The sequence below is a fragment of the Campylobacter concisus genome, assembly GCF_002092845.1.
Classification (GTDB): Bacteria; Campylobacterota; Campylobacteria; order Campylobacterales; family Campylobacteraceae; genus Campylobacter_A; species Campylobacter_A concisus_AQ.
The window spans coordinates 16,781-34,763 of sequence record NZ_LVXF01000001.1; the positions used below are offsets into that span (position 1 = coordinate 16,781).

Genomic DNA, 17,983 nt, shown 5'->3' on the forward strand with positions numbered 1-17,983 from the left:
ATCTATTTAAAAAGCTAATTAATCTTTATCAAATTCTTTATATTTAAAAATTGTTTAGCTAAAATCAACAAAAAACTAATTTATTAAGGTGTCAAATGAATATGCTTAAAAACATAGCAAGAAGATACGCCGATGGAAATTTGATAATTCAAATTTTAGTTGGTATCATCCTAGGTGCCCTAGTTGGCTTTTACACACACTACGAAGTAGCTCCTTATAACAAGATCTCAGCTAAAATTCAAACTATTCAAAACGAAAGTGGTTTGAGCGTAGATGAAGTTATAAAAACTCGCCTTAGTCAAAATGAAGCCAAGCAGCTAAATGAAGCCAAAGAAAAAGCTAGTTCAGCCGATTCTATCGCAGCTTCAGCTTCAGTTTTAGGAGATTTATTTAAAGGCGCTTTAAAAGCTATCGCACCAATTCTTGTCTTTGTTTTAGTGGCAACATCCATCATTTTAAGAGATTTTGGTCATACAAAAGGTATGCAAAAGATCATTACACTCTATCTAATTGGTACATTTTTAGCAGCCGTTGTTGCAGTTATTGCTAGTTTTTTATTTCCAGTGGAGCTTTCTTTAAAAGGTCTTGCAAGTGCTGATATGTCAGCGCCTCAGGGAATTACTAATGTTTTAAAAGATCTCATTTATAAAATGGTTGAAAACCCGATAAATGCTTTAGCAAATGGTAACTATATAGGTATAATCACTTGGGCGGTTGGTAGTGGTATCGCACTTAGAAACTCCACAGCTGAGACCAAAAAAGTATTTAAAGACATAAGCGATGGTGTGACTCATATCGTTAAATTTATCATTAGACTAGCTCCATTTGGTATCTTTGGTATGGTAGCTATTAGCATTCATGAAACTGGATTTGAAGTACTTGCAGGATATCTAAAACTAATTTTAGTTCTTGTTGGAGCAATGCTTGTTGTCGCATTTATCATCTACCCAGCCATGGTTTTTGTATTAACTAGAAAAAATCCTTATCCACTTGTCATGATCTGCCTAAAAGAGAGTGCTATTTCAGCATTTTTTACAAGAAGCTCAGCCGCAAACATCCCTGTAAATATGGCACTTTGCAAAAAGCTTGGTCTAAAAGAGGAGCTTTACTCGATCTCGATCCCACTTGGAGCTACCATAAACATGGGCGGTGCAGCAGTTACTATCAGCATCCTAGCGCTTACTGCGGTAAATTCTATCCCATCTATCACAGTTACATTTGGCGATGCGCTACTTCTTTGCTTCATCTCAGCTCTTGGTGCGTGCGGCGCATCTGGTGTGGCTGGCGGCTCACTTCTTTTAGTGCCATTAGCGTGCGGACTTTTTGGTATCGGCAACGACATCGCCATGCAGTTTGTCACAGTTGGCTTTACAATAGGCGTCATCCAAGACTCAGTTGAAACTGCGCTAAATAGCTCATCAGACGTGCTTTTTACAGCCGTAGCCTCAGAGACTTCAAACTAATCTTCATAAAATTTCAGCTAAATTTTGGCTGAAATTTTACTTTTATCCATTTTTTTGTAAAATGTCCCAAAAATTTAAAGGATAAATATGCAAATTTGGGATCTAAAAGCACTTTTTGCAAACGAAAAAGAGTGCGAGCAAAACGCACTAAATTTACAAAAAGAGTGCGAGAAATTTAAAGATAAATACCTAGAAAATTATGAAAATTTAAAAATAGACGAGTTTTTAAATGCGTTTTCTGAATATGAAAACTTGATCACTAAAATTTCAAAAGTAATGACCTATTCTTTTTTAAATTTTGCCAAAGATACAAGCAAGGGAGCGTTTTATGCAAAGATCGATGAGATAGCGACAAAAGCAAATGAAAATTTGATATTTTTTGAGATCAAATTTAATGAGCTTAGCCCTAAAAAACAAGAAGAGATCATCAAAAGCTCTAAAAAATATGGCTACTATCTAAGCAATCTCGCTAAAGCAAAACCACACCAACTTAGCGTTGCTGAAGAAAGAGTTTTGCTTCGCACTGCAAGCACTGGGGCTGAGGGCTTTTCGAGGCTTTTTGATGAGAGCATGAGCAAGATGAGGTTTAAATTTAAAGGTGAGCTTTTAAATGAAGAGGAAATTTTAGCCAAGCTTCATGATAACGACCAAAACGTGCGAAAACTAGCCGCCAAAAGCCTCTCAAACGAGCTTAGCAAGCACCAGCACCTTCTTGGCTACATATACAATATGATAAAAACTGATCTAAAAACAAGCTGCGAGCTTAGAAATTTCAAGCTTCCTGAAGAGCCAAGACACCTTGAAAATCAAATCAGTAAAAAAAGCGTTGATTCGCTAATTGCTGTAACTGAGAAAAATTTTGACCTAGTTTGTAAATTTTACGAGCGAAAAAGAGAAATTTTAGGCCTTAAAAAGCTTTATGACTACGATAGATACGCGCCTCTTAGCAGCGAGGGTGAGTATAAATTTGATGAGTGCAAAAAGATAGTTTTAAAGGCGTTTGGGGCGTTTTCACCTAAATTTGGCGAGATCGCAAAAAGCGCCTTTAGTGACGGCTGGATCGACGTTTATCCAGCGCCAAACAAGCGAGGTGGGGCGTTTTCTCACTCAGGATCAAGCGACACACACCCTTATGTTTTGCTAAATCACACCAATCAACGAAGAGACCTTTTCACGCTAGCTCACGAGCTTGGCCACGCCGTGCATCAAAAGCTCTCATATAGTGTAAGCTACCTAAACTCAGATACGCCACTAACCACGGCTGAGACAGCTTCAGTATTTTGCGAGATGCTAGTTTTTGATCACATTAAAGACGGTCTTGGCAAAAAAGAGAAAATTTCACTGCTTGCTGGCAAGATCGAGGATATATTTGCCACGCTTTACCGCCAGATAAATTTCACCACTTTTGAGCGAGCTGTGCACGCACATGAGGGCGAGATCAGTCTAGACGAGCTAAATAAAATTTGGCTAAGAGAGAGCAAAAAGATGTTTGGCAAAAGCGTCACACTAAATGACTACTACAAAATTTGGTGGAGCTACATTCCGCACTTCATCCACACGCCATTTTACTGCTACGCCTACTCTTACGCGCAGCTTCTTGTGCTTGCACTTTTTGGGCTTTACAAAAGTGGCAAATGCAAAAATTTTGTCGAAATTTACACCGAGTTTTTGAGCCTTGGCGGCAGCCTTAGTCCAAAGGAGCTTGTAGGTAAATTTGGCTTTGATATCGATGATAAAAATTTCTGGCAGATCGGTATAAACGAGGTTAAAAAGCTAGTAGATGAGTTTTTAGAAATTTCAAAGGATTAAGATGTTAGACGAAATTTTAGATGATGAGAAATTTTCACTTTTGATGAAGATGCACGTCTATGAGTGCATTGATTTTTTGCTTGAAAAAGGGGTAAATTTCTCAGTTATGGCAAATTTACCACTAGTTAGCTTTGAGCCAAGCTTGCCAGATGAGATAAGTAGAAGCTTTAGCATGCCTGTCATTATGTTTTCACTTGGTGGCTATACGCTTGAGAGTGCAAAGTTAACGCAAGATGAGCTTAGCTTTGAGGCTGGCTTTGGTAGTGAAAATTTTGCCTCTGTGGTTTCTTTTCCACTCGGTGCAGTGGTTCAAATTTTGGTTGAAAATAGCCCGATTCTTGTAAATTTCTCTATCTACAAGCCAAAAGAAAAGCAAGCAGACCACACGAAAAAATCGGTTTCAGTCTTTTTACAAAATCCTAAAAATAAAGATATATTTAAGAAAAAATAGTAATTTTAAGCATTTTTGGCTAAAATCAAAAGAAAATTTAAAAAGCAAAAAATGGAAAAATTACTATCAAATTTAAACGAAGCCCAGCGCGAAGCAGCCACCCACATAGATGGTCCGATGCTCATACTAGCAGGTGCTGGCAGTGGCAAGACAAAGACGATCACAACTAGGCTTGCCTATCTCATCGGCGAGGTCGGCATAGACGCGGCAAACACATTAACTCTTACATTTACAAATAAAGCCGCAAACGAGATGCGCAGCAGAGCCATGGCGATGCTAAGTCAAAGCGGTAAAAACTACTCGCCACTGCTTTGCACATTTCATAAATTCGGGCTTTTGTTTTTAAAACTCTATATAGAAAAGCTTGGCAGAAAAAATAATTTCGTCATAATCGACACAGACGATAAAAAACGCATTATAAAAAGCTTTGAAAGTCCAGTCGCCACGGCGATTTTGTCAAGTGAAATTTCAAATTATAAAAACTCACTTTTAAGCGTCGAAGAGGTCTATAAAAATGCAAATTTCTCTTCATTTGACAAGAGCAAGGACAACTTTTACAAGCAAGCAGCACAAATTTATGAAAAGTATGAGGACTATTTAAAGGCAAACAACCTTGTTGATTTTGACGATTTGCTAGGGCTTACATATAAAATTTTAGACGAAAACGAAGATCTTGCTAGAGAAATTTCAAACCGCTACAAATACATAATGGTTGATGAGTATCAAGACACAAACGACCTTCAGTATAAGCTCCTAAAAAAACTCTGTCTATGCCACGAAAACATCTGTGTCGTGGGCGATGATGACCAGAGTATCTACGGCTGGCGCGGCGCAAAAATAGATAATATCTTAAATTTTAAAGATCAGTTTAAAGATGTAAAGATTATCAGGCTTGAGGAAAACTACCGCTCGAGCGAGGCGATACTAAAAGCCGCAAATGAGCTGATAGATCATAACCGCAACCGCCTTGGCAAGAAGCTTGTGGGCACAAAAGGCGAAGGCGAGGCCGTAAATTTGATAGAGAGCTTTGATGAGAGCGTCGAGGCTGGCAAGATTGCAAAATGCATAAAAGAGCTCTTAAGCAAAGGCGTGCAGGCAAAAGATATTGCGATCTTATACCGCATAAATGCGCTCTCTCGCTCGCTTGAAGATGGACTAAACAAAGAGCAGATCGCCTATAAAATGGTCGGCGGTGTAAAATTTTACGAAAGAGCCGAGATCAAAGATATCATAAGCTACCTAAGGCTTATAAATAATCCAAACGATGATTTTTCAATAAGGCGCATCATCAACCGTCCAAAGCGCGGCCTTGGTAAAGTTAGTCTTGATAAGCTTGAAAAAATGGCATTTGATAGCAAAATTTCCATTTACGAGGCGATCTCAAACATCTCTGATAACGACGAAGCCTTTAGTAAAAAGGTAAAATCAGCTCTTGTTGAGTTTGCAAACAACCTAAAAGAGCTTCAAGAAAGTAGCTCAGTTTTTGACCTCATAGATAATTTTGAAGCTAAATTTGGCGTGAAAAAATACTACGAGAGCCTACCAGATGGCGCTGAAAGAGCGGCGAATATCGACGAGTTTTACGCTGTTTTAAAAGATCAGATCAAGCAAAATCCCAGCTTTGATCTGGAGGAATTTCTAAACGAGATCACGCTAACAAGCGAGCAAGACGGTATCAGTGATGAGGCTATAAGTATTATGAGCGTGCATGCGAGCAAGGGGCTTGAGTTTGAGCACCTTTTTGTTATCGGTCTTGAAGAGGGATTTTTCCCACTAATTGGCGATGGAAGCGACATCGAAGAGGAGCGCAGGCTTGCGTACGTGGCGATAACAAGAGCCAAAAAGACACTTAGCCTAAGCTTTGCAAATTCGCGTTTTCACAAGGGTCAGCGTACGAGGCTAAATAAGAGTAGATTTTTAAGCGAAAGTGGCATAACGCATGGCTCGCTAGTCATCGAAAAGAGTAATGAATTTAAAAAAGGCGACCTTGTTAAACATAAAATTTTTGGTATCGGTAGAGTGAGCGCGGTTAGTAAGATCAAAAAAGAGTTTAAGCTTACTATAAATTTTGGTGGCAACGTAAGAGAGATAATGTCAAGCTTCGTGGAAAAGGCCGTATGAACGCCATCTTCGTAGCAAACAAGCCAGCTGGCATGAGCTCAAACCACTTTTTAGGGCGATTAAAGAGAAAATACGGCGTTAAAAAAGCTGGCTTTTCAGGCACACTTGATCCATTCGCTAGCGGCTGCCTAATAGTCGCTTTTGGTTCATATACGAAATTTTTTAGATTTTTAGACAAAAGTCCAAAAGTCTATGAAGCTACGATCTGGCTAGGGGCGAGTAGTCCGAGCATGGACAATGAAAATATCACTGAAATTTCAAATGTAAAAGAGATAAATTTAGAAAAACTAGAAGCCATAAGAGGCGAGCTAACTGGTAAGATAAGCTACATCCCACCAAAATTTAGTGCCAAGCACATAAATGGTACAAGAGCCTATAAGCTAGCTAGAAACGGCGAAGAATTTGAGCTAAAGACAGAAACGATGGAAATTTTTGATAGCCAAATTTTAAACTACTCACACCCATTTTTAACTATCCGTCTAAGCGTAAGCGAAGGAAGTTATATCCGTTCGTATGCAGAAATTTTTGGGAAAAGACTTGGTTATAATGTAACTTTAAGCTCATTAAAAAGGATAAGTGAAGGTAAATTTTGCTACGAAAATGAAAAATTTTTGAATATTTGTGATTTTTTAAACATTCAGAAAAATACATACTTTGGGGACATAAATGATATTCTTGAAGGTAAGAAATTAAAAATTAACGATTTTGAAACACAAAAGCAAGGAATTTATTTGCTAAATTATGATAAATTTATGAGCGTAATCCAAATCACGGATGATACTATAAATTACACTCTAAATAAGGTTGAAAAATGTTAATCCTAGCAAGAAAAGAAAATGAAGAAATTTTAATAGGAAATGACATAAAAGTTGTCATAGTAAATATTTCAAAAAATACCGTTAAACTCGGTATCGAAGCGCCACGAAATACAATGATACTAAGAAGCGAACTAGCAAATGATATCAAAAACGAAAATATCCATGCCACAAAAACTGCAAGTGAAGCCGATATCCACGAGCTAGCAAAAAAAATCGAGAAATGAAAAGCTTTGCAAAGATCAATGTCTTTTTGAAGGTAGTTGGCACCAGAGGCAACTACCACGAAATTTTATCGCGCTTTGTTCTCTGTGAGCAGCTTTTTGACGAAATTTATTTTAAAAAGTCAGATTCATTTGCCATAGAATGCAGCAACTGCGATATAAAAGAAAACATCATCCAAAAAGCGATAGATGAGCTAAAAAGAGCCGGCTTTTCAAACGAGCTCGACGAGTTTTTTAGCTCCCATAAAATCATCATCAACAAAAATATCCCAATTGGTGCTGGTCTAGGAGGAGGTAGTTCAAACGCTGCCACCTTTTTGCTAATGGTAAATGACGAACTAAATTTAAATATAAAACATGAAAATTTGATGCAAATAGCCTCCAAAATTGGCGCAGATGTGGCCTTTTTTGTAAGTGGCTACAAAGCAGCAAATGTAAGCGGCATAGGCGAGATCATAGAAGAATTTGACGATGAAGTGCCAAATTTAAATATCTTCACGCCAAATGTTTTTTGCTCCACACCGATGGTTTATCAAGAATTTAGAAGCAATTTCTTACAATACATAGACGTCAATGCTGCAAAAAAGATACAAAATTTAAAGAGCAAAGAGCTACTTGAAATTTATAAAAACGAGGAGCTAAACGATCTTTTTGCCCCATGCTTTAAGCTCTATCCACAGATGAACGAGTTTAAAGATAAATTTCTAAGTGGTAGCGGCAGTAGCGTATTTAGCGTAAAATAAAAGGTAAAATTTTGATAAAAGATCTAGCAAAAAACAAAAAAGCCCTGCATGACTTTAGCATACTTGAGACCTTTGAAGCTGGCATCGTTTTAAAAGGCAGCGAAGTCAAGGCTCTAAGGGCTGGTAGAGCAAATTTAAAAGATAGCTTTGTGCGCATCATAAAGGGCGAGCTTTTCTTACTAAACGCCCACATTAGCTATCTTGAGACTACACATAGCGTATTTCGTCCAAATGAGCGAGCAGCCAGAAAACTTTTGATGCACAGAAAGCAGATCGATAAAATTTTCGGTCAAGTCTCACAAGATGGGCTGACACTAGTTGTCCTAGCATTTTACCTAAGCGACAAAAACATCGTAAAAGCAAGACTAGCCATTGCAAAAGGTAAAAATTTACACGATAAACGCGAGACTCTAAAAAGACGCGAGGCAGACAAAGAGGCAAGAGCTGCCATAAAAAGATATGTTTAAGGGATAAGATGAAGAATTTGCTTGTTTTAATAATCACTTTATTTGCTTTTTTTGGCTGTGGTGACGATGAGAGCAGTAGTGTAACTTTTAAAGAATTTAGTCCAAATGAAGAGGTTAAGCTTGTAGATGTGAGCGGCAAGGAGCTTACTTTAGTTCGAAAAAATCACAGCTTTGCTATCAAAAATGATGAAAATAAAGTTTTAATGATAGACATTTTTGGCACATTTTGCCCGCCTTGCCAAAAAGAGGCAGCTGAACTTACAAAATATCAGCTTGAAAACAAAGATAAATTTACACTAATTGGACTAACTCATTTTGAAAATGTCACAAATGAGTATGTTTTGCACGAATTTATGCAAAAATTTAACGCCTACTACTTCATAACAAACGATCAAAAGATAAATGACAGAATTGCCGAGCAGATCGTAAGAGACATCGAATACAAACACGAGATCGCGCTACCTTTTAAAGTGGTGATAAAAAACGGCGAATATCAAATTTTAACAGACGTAGATAGCGGACAATATGGGGTAAAATACTATCTTGGTGGTATAAAAGTCACAAAAATGAAAGAAGATCTGGCAAAAATTTATGAGACAAAATAAATTTACCCTATATTTGGAACATCGTTTGCTTATAAAAATGTGAAATTTCATAAGGATTTTAAATGTTTGTTTTAGATAAATCAAAATCTAGCCCACTTGTTGAATCAGCTCTTGCAGGCAGAGAACTACGCCAAAAACTAATCTCTGGCAATCTTGCAAACGTTGATACACCATTTTATAAAGCTAGAGATATAAGATTTGAAGATGTTTTAAAAGAAAAAGCAAATGAAATTTATAACACTTCAAGCCAAAAAAAGCTACAACTTGCTAAGACAAACGAAGCACATATGGCTGCAGTTGATTTTCCAAAAAGTGACACAGCTCAAATTTTCTTGCGTGACGGTCACATGGCTAGAAACGACGCAAACACAGTCGATCTTGATGTTGAGACAACAGAAATGGGCAAAAACACAGTTATGATAAACGCCCTTGATAGCGCCTACAAGGCTCAGGGCAATATCTTTAAAAGCGTAATAGACGCAAGTGCTAAGAACTAGGAGAGATGATGTCATACTTAAATGATTTTGATATTAGCGGATACGGACTAAGCGCACAACGCTTCAGGATGAACGTCATCAGCTCAAACATAGCAAATGCTCAAACCACAAGAACAGCTGAAGGTGGACCATATAGAAGGCAAGAGGTCATCTTTAAAGAGATGAACTTTGATAAAATTTTAAACGACCAGCTTAAAAGCTCACAAAGTCTACTCGAGTATGAAAATCCGCTTGACGATCCAAACTCACCAAGAAACGCTCATCCTGCCCTAACTAGCGTGATCGTGGATAAAGTGGTGCGTGACGATAAGGACTTTCAGCTAAAATATGACCCAAGCCACCCTGACGCAAATGCAAATGGCTACGTCGCATTTCCAAATATAAATCCAGTCATCGAGATGTCTGACCTACTTGAAGCAACAAGGGCATATCAAGCAAACGTGGCAGCCTTTCAAAATGCAAAAACAATAGCACAAAGTGCGATATCACTTATTTCAGGACAAGCATAATGATAAATAGTATAAATTTAGACAAAATAAATAAAAATGAAAATTCAAATAAAATAGCAAAAGCAGGCGAAGAAGGCGGCTTTGAAAATGCTCTAAACGACTCTTTAAAAGAGCTAAATAAAGTCCAAATCAACGCAGATAAAGCCATAGCCGATCTTGCAACTGGCGAGGTAAAAGATCTTCACCAAGCTGCTATTGCGATAGGCAAAGCAGAGACTAGCATGAAGCTTATGCTAGAAATTCGCAACAAAGCACTAAGTGCTTATAAAGAAATTTCTAGAACACAAATTTAAGTCATTAATGAATTCCAGAAAATCAAAAATAACCATACTTTTTTTATTAATTACTTTTGGAATTTCAATATTTGTACTTGTCATATTTTATAGAGCAAGTATCGAGCGAAAGCTTCCTAGGCTTCAAACAAGCGATATAAATACGGCAATTCGTGGCAATATAATCACAAAAGATGGCTTTAGCATCTCTTCAAGCCAAAAACTCTACAAAGTGATGCTTGATACTAGAAATATTGATCCTAATAAAAAAGAGATGTTTATCAAGCTATATTCGCTTTACAGCGGCGACGATCCAAACAAAGTAAGAAAGATTATAAATGACACAAAAGGTATCGTTACACTTTCATATAGCATTGATGCAAAGGGTGCTACTTATCTTCAGGAGCTCTCAAGAAAGCTAAATCGCAAGAGTATTTTGGTTTCATACCTTGACCCAAAAACAGGTCTTGCTTCATTTCAGGGCATGAGAGTAATGGAGAGCGGCCAAAATCGTAAATTTATGTCAAAAGACGCCCTCACACCAGCTATTGGCTACGTGAGCAAAACTGAAAGTGATGCACTTACAAAAAGCAAAGGCGTAAAAGGTCTTGAGAGATATTATGAAGATTATTTAGCTCCTATACAAAATGCAAAAATTTTAGGGCCTCGCGATATTGGAAATAATATCATTTTAACAAGTGACTCAAATTTAGCAACAAGAGTAGATGGCTACAATGCAGTACTTTCTATACCGCTTAAATTTCAAACCAAACTAGAGCAAATTTTAGATGAAAAGCGTGAATTTCTAGATGCAAAAGAGCTAGTCATCTGTATAATGAATAGCAAAAATGGAGAAATTTTAGCTCTAGCCTCTAGCTCAAGATATGATCCTTCAAACATAAGAAAGCAAGATTATAGCGCTCTAAACTCTACCGTTAGCGAATATGCTTATGAAGTTGGCTCAGTTTTTAAACCATTTATATTTTCTATCTTACTTCAAGAGAAGAAAGTAAATCCATTCGAGCTTGTAAATACCTATAATGGCCGATACCAACTTGGCAAAAGGATAATCAAAGATACCCATCCAGAGCCTTTTATGAGCGCTGAAGATATAATCGTGCACAGTTCAAACATCGGTATGATTCAGCTTGTTGAGCGTTTAAATGGGCCACAAATTTACCAAGGACTTTTAAATTTTGGCTTTTCAAGAAAGACCGGCATAGACCTACCTTACGAGCAAGTAGGTATGATGCCAACAGTTACAAAGCTAAATTCATCGACATATAAGGCGACTGTGAGCTACGGATACGGCTTGCAAGCTACATTTATGCAGCTTTTAAAAGCCTATAATACATTTAACAATAAAGGCATTGAAGTTACTCCTCACATGGTTGCCTACTTAGAAAGAAATGGGAAAAGATACGATTTGCCAAAGTCCGAGCCAGCTCAAGTTATATCACAAGAAACCGCAAAGATAATGAAGAGAATTTTAATAAAAACGGTTGAGAAAGGTACTGGACTAAAAGCCTTTACGCCAGGGCTTGAGATAGGTGGCAAGACTGGAACTGCACACATTGCCTCAGGTAGTGGTGGATACAGCAATACCTACAATGGCTCATTTTTTGGCTTTGTAAATGATACAAGAGGCAATAGCTACACAATAGGCGTTTTAGCAAGGGATCCTAAAAGACCTTACTACTACTTCGGCGCTCAAAGTGCGTTGCCTATGTTTAAAAAAGCAGTTGATCTGATGGTTGAAGATGGATATTTATTTCCTGATGCAAATGTAATAGCTGAGTTTGAAGCCAAAAAAGATAAGCTTAAAAACGATAAGACAAAACAAAAGCCTGCTTTAGACTAAAATTTAAGGATAAGAAAGATATAAAAACTAAGCAAAAGCTAAATATAAAAATTTCTCTTGCTTTTTGGCATTTTCTCTAATTGCAAAACCTTTAATGCTCTTAAAATACTTTTAGTTTCTAATAGCAATTAAATTATAAATGGAAAATCTAAACTGATCAAAAAATTTTAAGTCTTTAATATTTTTAGAAGTTATCTCTTTGTCATCTTTATAGTTTTTTCCGCCTAAAAAGAGCAGATAAATAAGCGGCATAACATAATTAAATCTTAAGAAAAGCGCTACGATACAATGAAAAAAGCCGTAGTTGTATCTGATACAAACATAAAAACCATAAATTATATAGGCCATCATTAGAATCAAAAAAGCATAGAATACAAAGCTTAAACCAGCATAATCTGAAATATTTAAAAAGCTACAAACTAAAATAAAAGCACTTACCAAAGTAGGTAATATAATGATTGGAAAAATTAGATGAAATCCGATTAGATCAAATTTACTCGCATAAACCTTTATATTATACCTACCTGCTGGGATTATCAAAAATATAGGCAATACGATTGAAAAGAAAATAAGAAATATCACATACATAGAATCAATATCATAAGAACTCATTTTTTATCCCAAGCTTGATTTTAAGATATTTCAACTACACTTTTTTGAATAAATTTATCTACGATTTTTGCGATTTTCTATGCCGATTTTTTCACTCTCTTCTATTTCGACAATGTAGCTTGGATTTTTCTTTTTAGCCTCTTTGTCTAAAAAACTAATGAGCTTTGCATCAGAATTTTTATGAGAGCAGATCAAAATTATGAAATTTATATAGTTGTTTGCCTCTTTTGGCATGACTTGGTTATTTTTAGCTGGTATACTAAAATTTCCTACAAAGATTTGAATAAGTTCGAAAAGCTCGTTTTTGCTTAAACTATTATCACCCGCAAGCTTTTCAAGCTTTTCGATCGTTATCTCTTCTTTTTCTAATACAAGCTCCTTTGTTTCGGTGCTATAATCCCTATTTCTTAAAAGTATATAGATTAACACACAAATTGCAATTAATAGCAATACAATAAAGAAAACTATTAGACCTTTTATTAGCATCTAAAGCCTTGAACAAAGTGATCGCTTTGTAAATGCCAAAATACTCATAAGCACCATTATCACGATACTAATCCAGACAAAATCAGGCACTGGTAATGGATCGCCAGCTGCATACGAGTGCATACCAGCTAAATAAAAATTTACGCCAAAATAAGTCATAATAATCGACCAATAAGCAAAGAATGAAGCCACTGCAAATGCATACTGGTTATTTAGCTTTGGAATAAATCTTATATGAAGAACTGCGGCATAAACAAGTATCGAAACTAATGCCCAAGTCTCCTTGCTATCCCAGCCCCAATATCTACCCCAACTCTCGTTCGCCCAAACACCGCCCAGGAAATTTCCAAGAGTAAGTAAACTAAGTCCTAGTATCATAGCCATCTCATTTATGCGGGTGGCTTCGAGGATATTGCGAGAAATTTCTGGATTTGGCTTTTTCTTATTTTGCAAAATGATAAGTAATAGAGTAAAGCCACCAAGTAACGCGCAAAGCCCTAAAAATCCATAACTTGCAGTAATGACAGAAACATGTATTGTTAGCCAGTAGCTTTGAAGCACTGGCACAAGTGTAGTGATCTGCGGATCCATCCAGCTAAGGTGTGCAACAAATAATGTAACACCAGCCAATATAGACGTAAGAGCAAGAGCGATAGGGCTACGTTTTGCAAAGACGATACCAGAAAATCCTAAAGCCCAAGCGATATAGACCATTGATTCATAAGCGTTACTCCAAGGCGCATGCTCAGCAATGTACCAACGAAGTCCAAGTCCAACAGTATGAGCAAGAAAAGCTAGTAAATTTACAATATATACAACTCTTACAATACCATTTATCTGAACATTTGGAGCTAGCATTTTAACAAAAACAAAAAATAAAAGTGCAAGGCCAGCCAAAAGATAAACCGGCGTCAATCGTTCAAAAATTTGAATTTTATTAAACAAAATTTCTATATTTATCTTTTCTTCACTTGGCATTACAGCAGAGCCGTACTTTTGCTGATAGGCTGAAATTTTATCAAGTGCAGCATCAGCCTTACTCCAATCACTATCTTTTGTTGCCGCATCAACTGCTGCAAAATACTCTCTCATCATATTGATGACTAGATCGGCCTCCTTAGGCGGAAAGTACATCATTGCACTAGCAGGCGAATACCAAGAGTTTGACGGGTCATCTTGTTTTGGAAAAATTTTAAAAATTTCACCAATAAATATCATATAAAAAACATTCAATCTCTCGTCGATCTTTATCACATCTTTATCAAATGTATTGCGTGATCCAGGATGCTTACGATTAGCAATTTCGGCAAATTTTGTAAGTTTATATTCACTTCCGCCATCTTTTGTGGCTCTAAAAAAATCATTAAAACTTGCATATTTTGCATTTTCATCTATGCCAAGCTCTTTTTTTAGCTCCTTGCTTTGTCCAAGTGAGATAATTTTTTCACTTCGCCAAAAATCAGGCGTTACCATTATTGAAAGCATAGCTTGATTAGAGTTTAGGCTATTTATGTTCTCGCTTCTATGTATTTTATTTAAAATTTCTTTGCTAAGAGTATCAAATGGCTTCATTCTACCATCTGAGCTTTGCACAATAAGTCTAGAAAGCTTTTGTGTGTGCTCTTTGCTGATATTAGGCAAAAAGTCTTCAGCCTTTAATGAGCTAAAATTTAAACTTAAAAGCATAATGGCAATGATAGCAACAACCTTTTTACCACCTTTTGTTGATTCATTGTCTATTAACTTAGCTAGTTTTCTAAAACGGCTACCAGGATTTACAACATTTAACACAAAGCCAAGCCCAAGTAAAAAGTACCCGATATAAGTTGGTATCTTGCCTGGATCTTTATTGACAGAGAGAATGGTTCCTTTTTCGTCTGTATCGTATGAACTTTGGAAAAATCTATAACCATCATAATCAAGCACGTGATTCATATAAATTTTATAGTCAAGCCCCGACATGTTTGTATCATCTTTTACAATAACTTCACTTGAATAGCTCATAGGAGAATTTGAGCCAGGATATCTTTTAAGCTCAAAGTCTTTTAAGTATAAGCTAAACGGGAGTTTAACTTGCTGCGCACCCCATGAAGCGTTAAATTTTTGTCCGGCCACAGCCAAGCGTGAAGGTTCTGTTAGGTTATAAAAAATATGCATCTCTTTACTCTCGCCTTTATAATTTAATTCAGCTATCAAGGCGTTAAATTCGCTATCTTTTGTGCTAACTAGCTTCCTTGAGGCATGAGCTGAAACTAATCTTGGAGCAAAATTTATATTTGAAATAGTATAAAGACTACCCATGCCAAATTCATTTACGCTACCAGCTTTTAACTCAGTTTTTGAGCTATCACTCATTGTAAATTTTGAAAGATCAGTATTTGAAGTAACTGTAAAATTTCCATCCACTAATTTAAAAAGCACATATTTTTTGCTTTCGTCTGGCTTAGCATTAAAGATAAAACTAATATCTGCAACTCTTGCTTCCTCTTCTTCTAACAAGAAGATTTCTTCACTTTCACTCTCGTTTGAAACCACAAATTCCACTACTGGTTGCCCGTTTTTATCATCCACAAACTTATAACTTGCATTTGGCACAAATTCTTTAAATTTTAAATTAGCTTCATTATCTGCTATTTTTAGCTTTAGATCAAAACCTTTTTTTGCATCAGAAATTCCTAGTGGCAAAGCAGCGTTTATCTCTTCTCCATTATCGTTTAATGCGGTTAAATTTAAATAGGATATTTTTGTCGTAACGATATTTGACTGAGTTTTTTCTCTTATATGCATATCAGCCTCAAAGCCAAGATATCTTGTTATACCAGCACCGATTAAGATAACGATAAAACCAAGGTGAAAGGTAAGCGAAGGGAGTTTTTTTGGATCGATTAAGTTATATCTAAAGATATTATAGGTCAAATTTATACCAAGCAGTAGTTGAATGATAGCAAACCAGCTGGCACCATAAACATAGTACCATGCAGCTTCTGTACTAGTTTTACTTTCTATTATCGTAGCGGCTCCGCTAGCTATGGCAAAGATTATCATCAAAACGATAGCTGAGCCCATACTTAAAAATAATGATTTTGGATTTAACATCTGCTTCCTTTTATTTATATTATGACAAAGCTATCAAAGTGAAAATTATCTTAAATAACTACCTTGCTTTGTTTGAGTAGAGACTGGTTTGTTTTCATTTGCGTCTTGTTCAGCAAATGCATCTTTGCCTTTTAGATAGGCAAGAATCGCACCAAGGTCATTATTTGAAAGAATTTTAGCTTGGTTTTGCATTACATTTTTACCGCTTCCACCGAAACTTGAGTCACTTCTATAAGAGATGATGCTATCTTCAATATCCTTAGCATCTATATTTTTTAGAGGCGTTGAACCAAATGGCCTTTTATCAGCATTCTCGCCATGACAGCTAGCACATTGCTTTTCATAAAGCTCCTTACCCAAAGAAACACTATATCTGCCCTTTCTATCAACGCCTAATTTTAAAATTCTATTATCTTTATAACGTCTTGGATCTTCATCAACATAGACATTTACTTTTTCATTTCTATCATTAGCCTGTTTTTTTGCCATTTCAGCAAGTTCTTTACCAAACTCACCACGAGCTTCTATATAGTAGACTTGTGAAGCTGCAAAGGCATTTGCCACCAAAAAACACGCCAAAAAAGAAATTTTAATACTTTTCATAATTTTCCTTGAAATTTTGCTCTAAATTTAAAAATCCCGGATCAGATTACTCCGACCCGGGATTATATCATAAGTTGATTAATGAGCTATGAATTAGAATGAGTATTTAGCTTCAAATCTGAATTTATCTTCTTTCTTTTTCTCATCATTATCTAATTTATGTGTTTGGAAAGAGTAGAATGAACTAAATTTCAACTTTTTGCTGTATTGATAAGCAAATCTTGGAACAAATTCTTCAACTTTATCTTTTGCATCTGGATTACCAGCACCAGCTGATGTTTTTTGAGTACCTTTTACATAGTCTAAACCAGCTGTAAATTTATCAAATGTATAAGCACCTGTTACGTAGAAGAAGTTACCTTTGCCTTCTGCATATGTCCAGTCAAATATATCTTCACCTGCGTCAATCAAGCTTCCTTGATCTTCAAATGAAAATGCTGATATACCTTTATCTTTAGATTTCCAACCGATATAACCACCAGCTAAATCAAAACCAAATAGTGAAGTTGAAAGTTCTCCAGCATAGAAGTTACCATCGTTATATCCTAGTTTGCTTTTTGCACTAGCATCAACTGTGCTATTTACATAGTTAAGTCTTGCACCCAAAGAAACATCATTAGTAATAGCAAAATTTGCTGAAACATCAGCAGCAAGTAGGTCAGCTAGGTTTGTTAAACTAGCATACCATAGTTGGAAATTTACTGGATCATATGAGCCAGCTATGCCAGCTGCATATAGATTACCAACATCATAACTGTCTAAAGAACCTGTTGCCTTCTTGTATAAATCACCATCAGCCCATTCACTAGAGATAGCATCAAATGCTAAAGCTGTAAGCGTAAGACCTTCAATGTCTTCATTTACTACTCTTACACCTGTACCAACTGCATCATCAGTAAAGTATGAACCAATGGCTTGTTTACCGGCTGTGATAGTTGTACCGCCAATTTTATAGCCAAGATAGAATTGGTGAACAGCAAATGTCTTTGTTGTATCTGTTTTATCTGTACCATCTGTATTATCTGTTTTAGCGTTATCGCCTGAGCCATCAACAGAGTTATATCTTAAACCAATAACTCCAAAGAAATTATCATCAATAGCGGCTTTAAAGTTTGTAACCATTCTAAATTGATGATTAGCTTCGCTTTTTTTTGTAACATCACTTTGCTCTGTATCTTTATTGTGAGTATTTGTATATCTATATCTTGCAAATCCTGAAAGATCTACATTTTTTATAGCTTCTTCAAGTGGAGTAGCACTTGCTACGCTTGAAAACGCACCTAAAGCAACCAAAGTGGCTAAACTAATTTTTGTTAGTTTCATTTTTTCTCCTTTTAAGGTTTTGTGAC

18 protein-coding genes are annotated in these 17,983 nt (G+C 36.2%); 13 read left to right on the plus strand and 5 right to left on the minus strand.

Annotated elements, in window-relative coordinates; translation table 11 throughout:
- Positions 1-95 precede the first annotated feature (95 nt).
- From sstT to A3854_RS00135, 13 genes are all read left to right on the plus strand, one after another.
- Positions 96-1,463 (plus strand): serine/threonine transporter SstT, encoded by a 1,368-nt coding sequence (gene sstT, locus A3854_RS00075; RefSeq protein WP_374057385.1) that lies wholly within the window; start codon positions 96-98, stop codon positions 1,461-1,463.
- Positions 1,464-1,550: 87 nt separating this feature from the next.
- Positions 1,551-3,272: a M3 family oligoendopeptidase gene (locus A3854_RS00080; RefSeq protein ID WP_084040648.1), complete on the plus strand. Its 1,722-nt coding sequence runs from the start codon at positions 1,551-1,553 to the stop codon at positions 3,270-3,272.
- A gap of 1 nt (position 3,273) precedes the next feature.
- Entirely contained in the window at positions 3,274-3,723 is a 450-nt protein-coding gene (locus tag A3854_RS00085; RefSeq protein ID WP_084040650.1) for a hypothetical protein, read from the plus strand.
- A gap of 51 nt (positions 3,724-3,774) precedes the next feature.
- Positions 3,775-5,844, plus strand: a complete 2,070-nt coding sequence (locus A3854_RS00090; RefSeq protein WP_084040990.1) for an ATP-dependent helicase — start codon at positions 3,775-3,777, stop codon at positions 5,842-5,844.
- Complete coding sequence (truB, locus tag A3854_RS00095; RefSeq protein ID WP_084040652.1) at positions 5,841-6,662, plus strand: tRNA pseudouridine(55) synthase TruB; 822 nt, start codon at positions 5,841-5,843, stop codon at positions 6,660-6,662. Before A3854_RS00090 ends, truB begins: the two co-directional genes overlap by 4 nt.
- The gene (gene csrA, locus A3854_RS00100; RefSeq protein WP_021090864.1) at positions 6,656-6,886 is read left to right on the plus strand and encodes a carbon storage regulator CsrA; all 231 of its coding nucleotides are present in this window, start codon (positions 6,656-6,658) and stop codon (positions 6,884-6,886) included. The genes truB and csrA overlap by 7 nt, the downstream gene beginning before the upstream one ends.
- The gene (locus tag A3854_RS00105; protein WP_084040654.1) at positions 6,883-7,626 is read left to right on the plus strand and encodes a 4-(cytidine 5'-diphospho)-2-C-methyl-D-erythritol kinase; all 744 of its coding nucleotides are present in this window, start codon (positions 6,883-6,885) and stop codon (positions 7,624-7,626) included. The genes csrA and A3854_RS00105 overlap by 4 nt, the downstream gene beginning before the upstream one ends.
- A 14-nt stretch (positions 7,627-7,640) precedes the next feature.
- On the plus strand, positions 7,641-8,093 hold the full coding sequence (smpB, locus tag A3854_RS00110) for an SsrA-binding protein SmpB (RefSeq protein ID WP_084040991.1): 453 nt from the start codon (positions 7,641-7,643) through the stop codon (positions 8,091-8,093).
- Between the two features lie 8 nt (positions 8,094-8,101).
- Complete coding sequence (locus A3854_RS00115) at positions 8,102-8,698, plus strand: thioredoxin (protein ID WP_084040656.1); 597 nt, start codon at positions 8,102-8,104, stop codon at positions 8,696-8,698.
- Between the two features lie 62 nt (positions 8,699-8,760).
- Complete coding sequence (gene flgB, locus A3854_RS00120) at positions 8,761-9,195, plus strand: flagellar basal body rod protein FlgB (RefSeq protein WP_084040658.1); 435 nt, start codon at positions 8,761-8,763, stop codon at positions 9,193-9,195.
- Positions 9,196-9,203: 8 nt separating this feature from the next.
- The gene (gene flgC / locus A3854_RS00125) at positions 9,204-9,704 is read left to right on the plus strand and encodes a flagellar basal body rod protein FlgC (protein ID WP_084040660.1); all 501 of its coding nucleotides are present in this window, start codon (positions 9,204-9,206) and stop codon (positions 9,702-9,704) included.
- Positions 9,704-9,997, plus strand: coding sequence for a flagellar hook-basal body complex protein FliE (fliE, locus tag A3854_RS00130; RefSeq protein WP_021090507.1), 294 nt, complete (start codon positions 9,704-9,706; stop codon positions 9,995-9,997). Before flgC ends, fliE begins: the two co-directional genes overlap by 1 nt.
- Positions 9,998-10,004: 7 nt before the next feature.
- Positions 10,005-11,837, plus strand: a complete 1,833-nt coding sequence (locus A3854_RS00135) for a peptidoglycan D,D-transpeptidase FtsI family protein (protein WP_084040662.1) — start codon at positions 10,005-10,007, stop codon at positions 11,835-11,837.
- A 111-nt stretch (positions 11,838-11,948) separates the two neighbouring features.
- On the opposite strand, the gene A3854_RS00140 is transcribed toward A3854_RS00135, so the two are convergent.
- The 5 genes from A3854_RS00140 to A3854_RS00160 form a co-directional block, all read right to left on the minus strand.
- Positions 11,949-12,449 carry a hypothetical protein gene (locus tag A3854_RS00140; protein ID WP_084040664.1) on the minus strand — a complete coding sequence of 167 codons (501 nt, stop codon included), beginning with the start codon at positions 12,447-12,449 and terminating at the stop codon, positions 11,949-11,951.
- A 54-nt stretch (positions 12,450-12,503) separates the two neighbouring features.
- A complete protein-coding gene (locus A3854_RS00145) occupies positions 12,504-12,878 on the minus strand; it encodes a fatty-acid--CoA ligase (RefSeq protein WP_223154653.1) in 375 nt (124 codons plus the stop codon).
- A gap of 57 nt (positions 12,879-12,935) precedes the next feature.
- Positions 12,936-16,031 (minus strand): cytochrome c biogenesis protein CcsA, encoded by a 3,096-nt coding sequence (gene ccsA / locus A3854_RS00150; protein WP_084040668.1) that lies wholly within the window; start codon positions 16,029-16,031, stop codon positions 12,936-12,938.
- 45 nt (positions 16,032-16,076) lie between these two features.
- Positions 16,077-16,634, minus strand: coding sequence for a c-type cytochrome (locus A3854_RS00155; RefSeq protein WP_084040670.1), 558 nt, complete (start codon positions 16,632-16,634; stop codon positions 16,077-16,079).
- A gap of 93 nt (positions 16,635-16,727) precedes the next feature.
- Entirely contained in the window at positions 16,728-17,957 is a 1,230-nt protein-coding gene (locus A3854_RS00160) for a major outer membrane protein (RefSeq protein ID WP_084040672.1), read from the minus strand.
- Positions 17,958-17,983 lie beyond the last annotated feature (26 nt).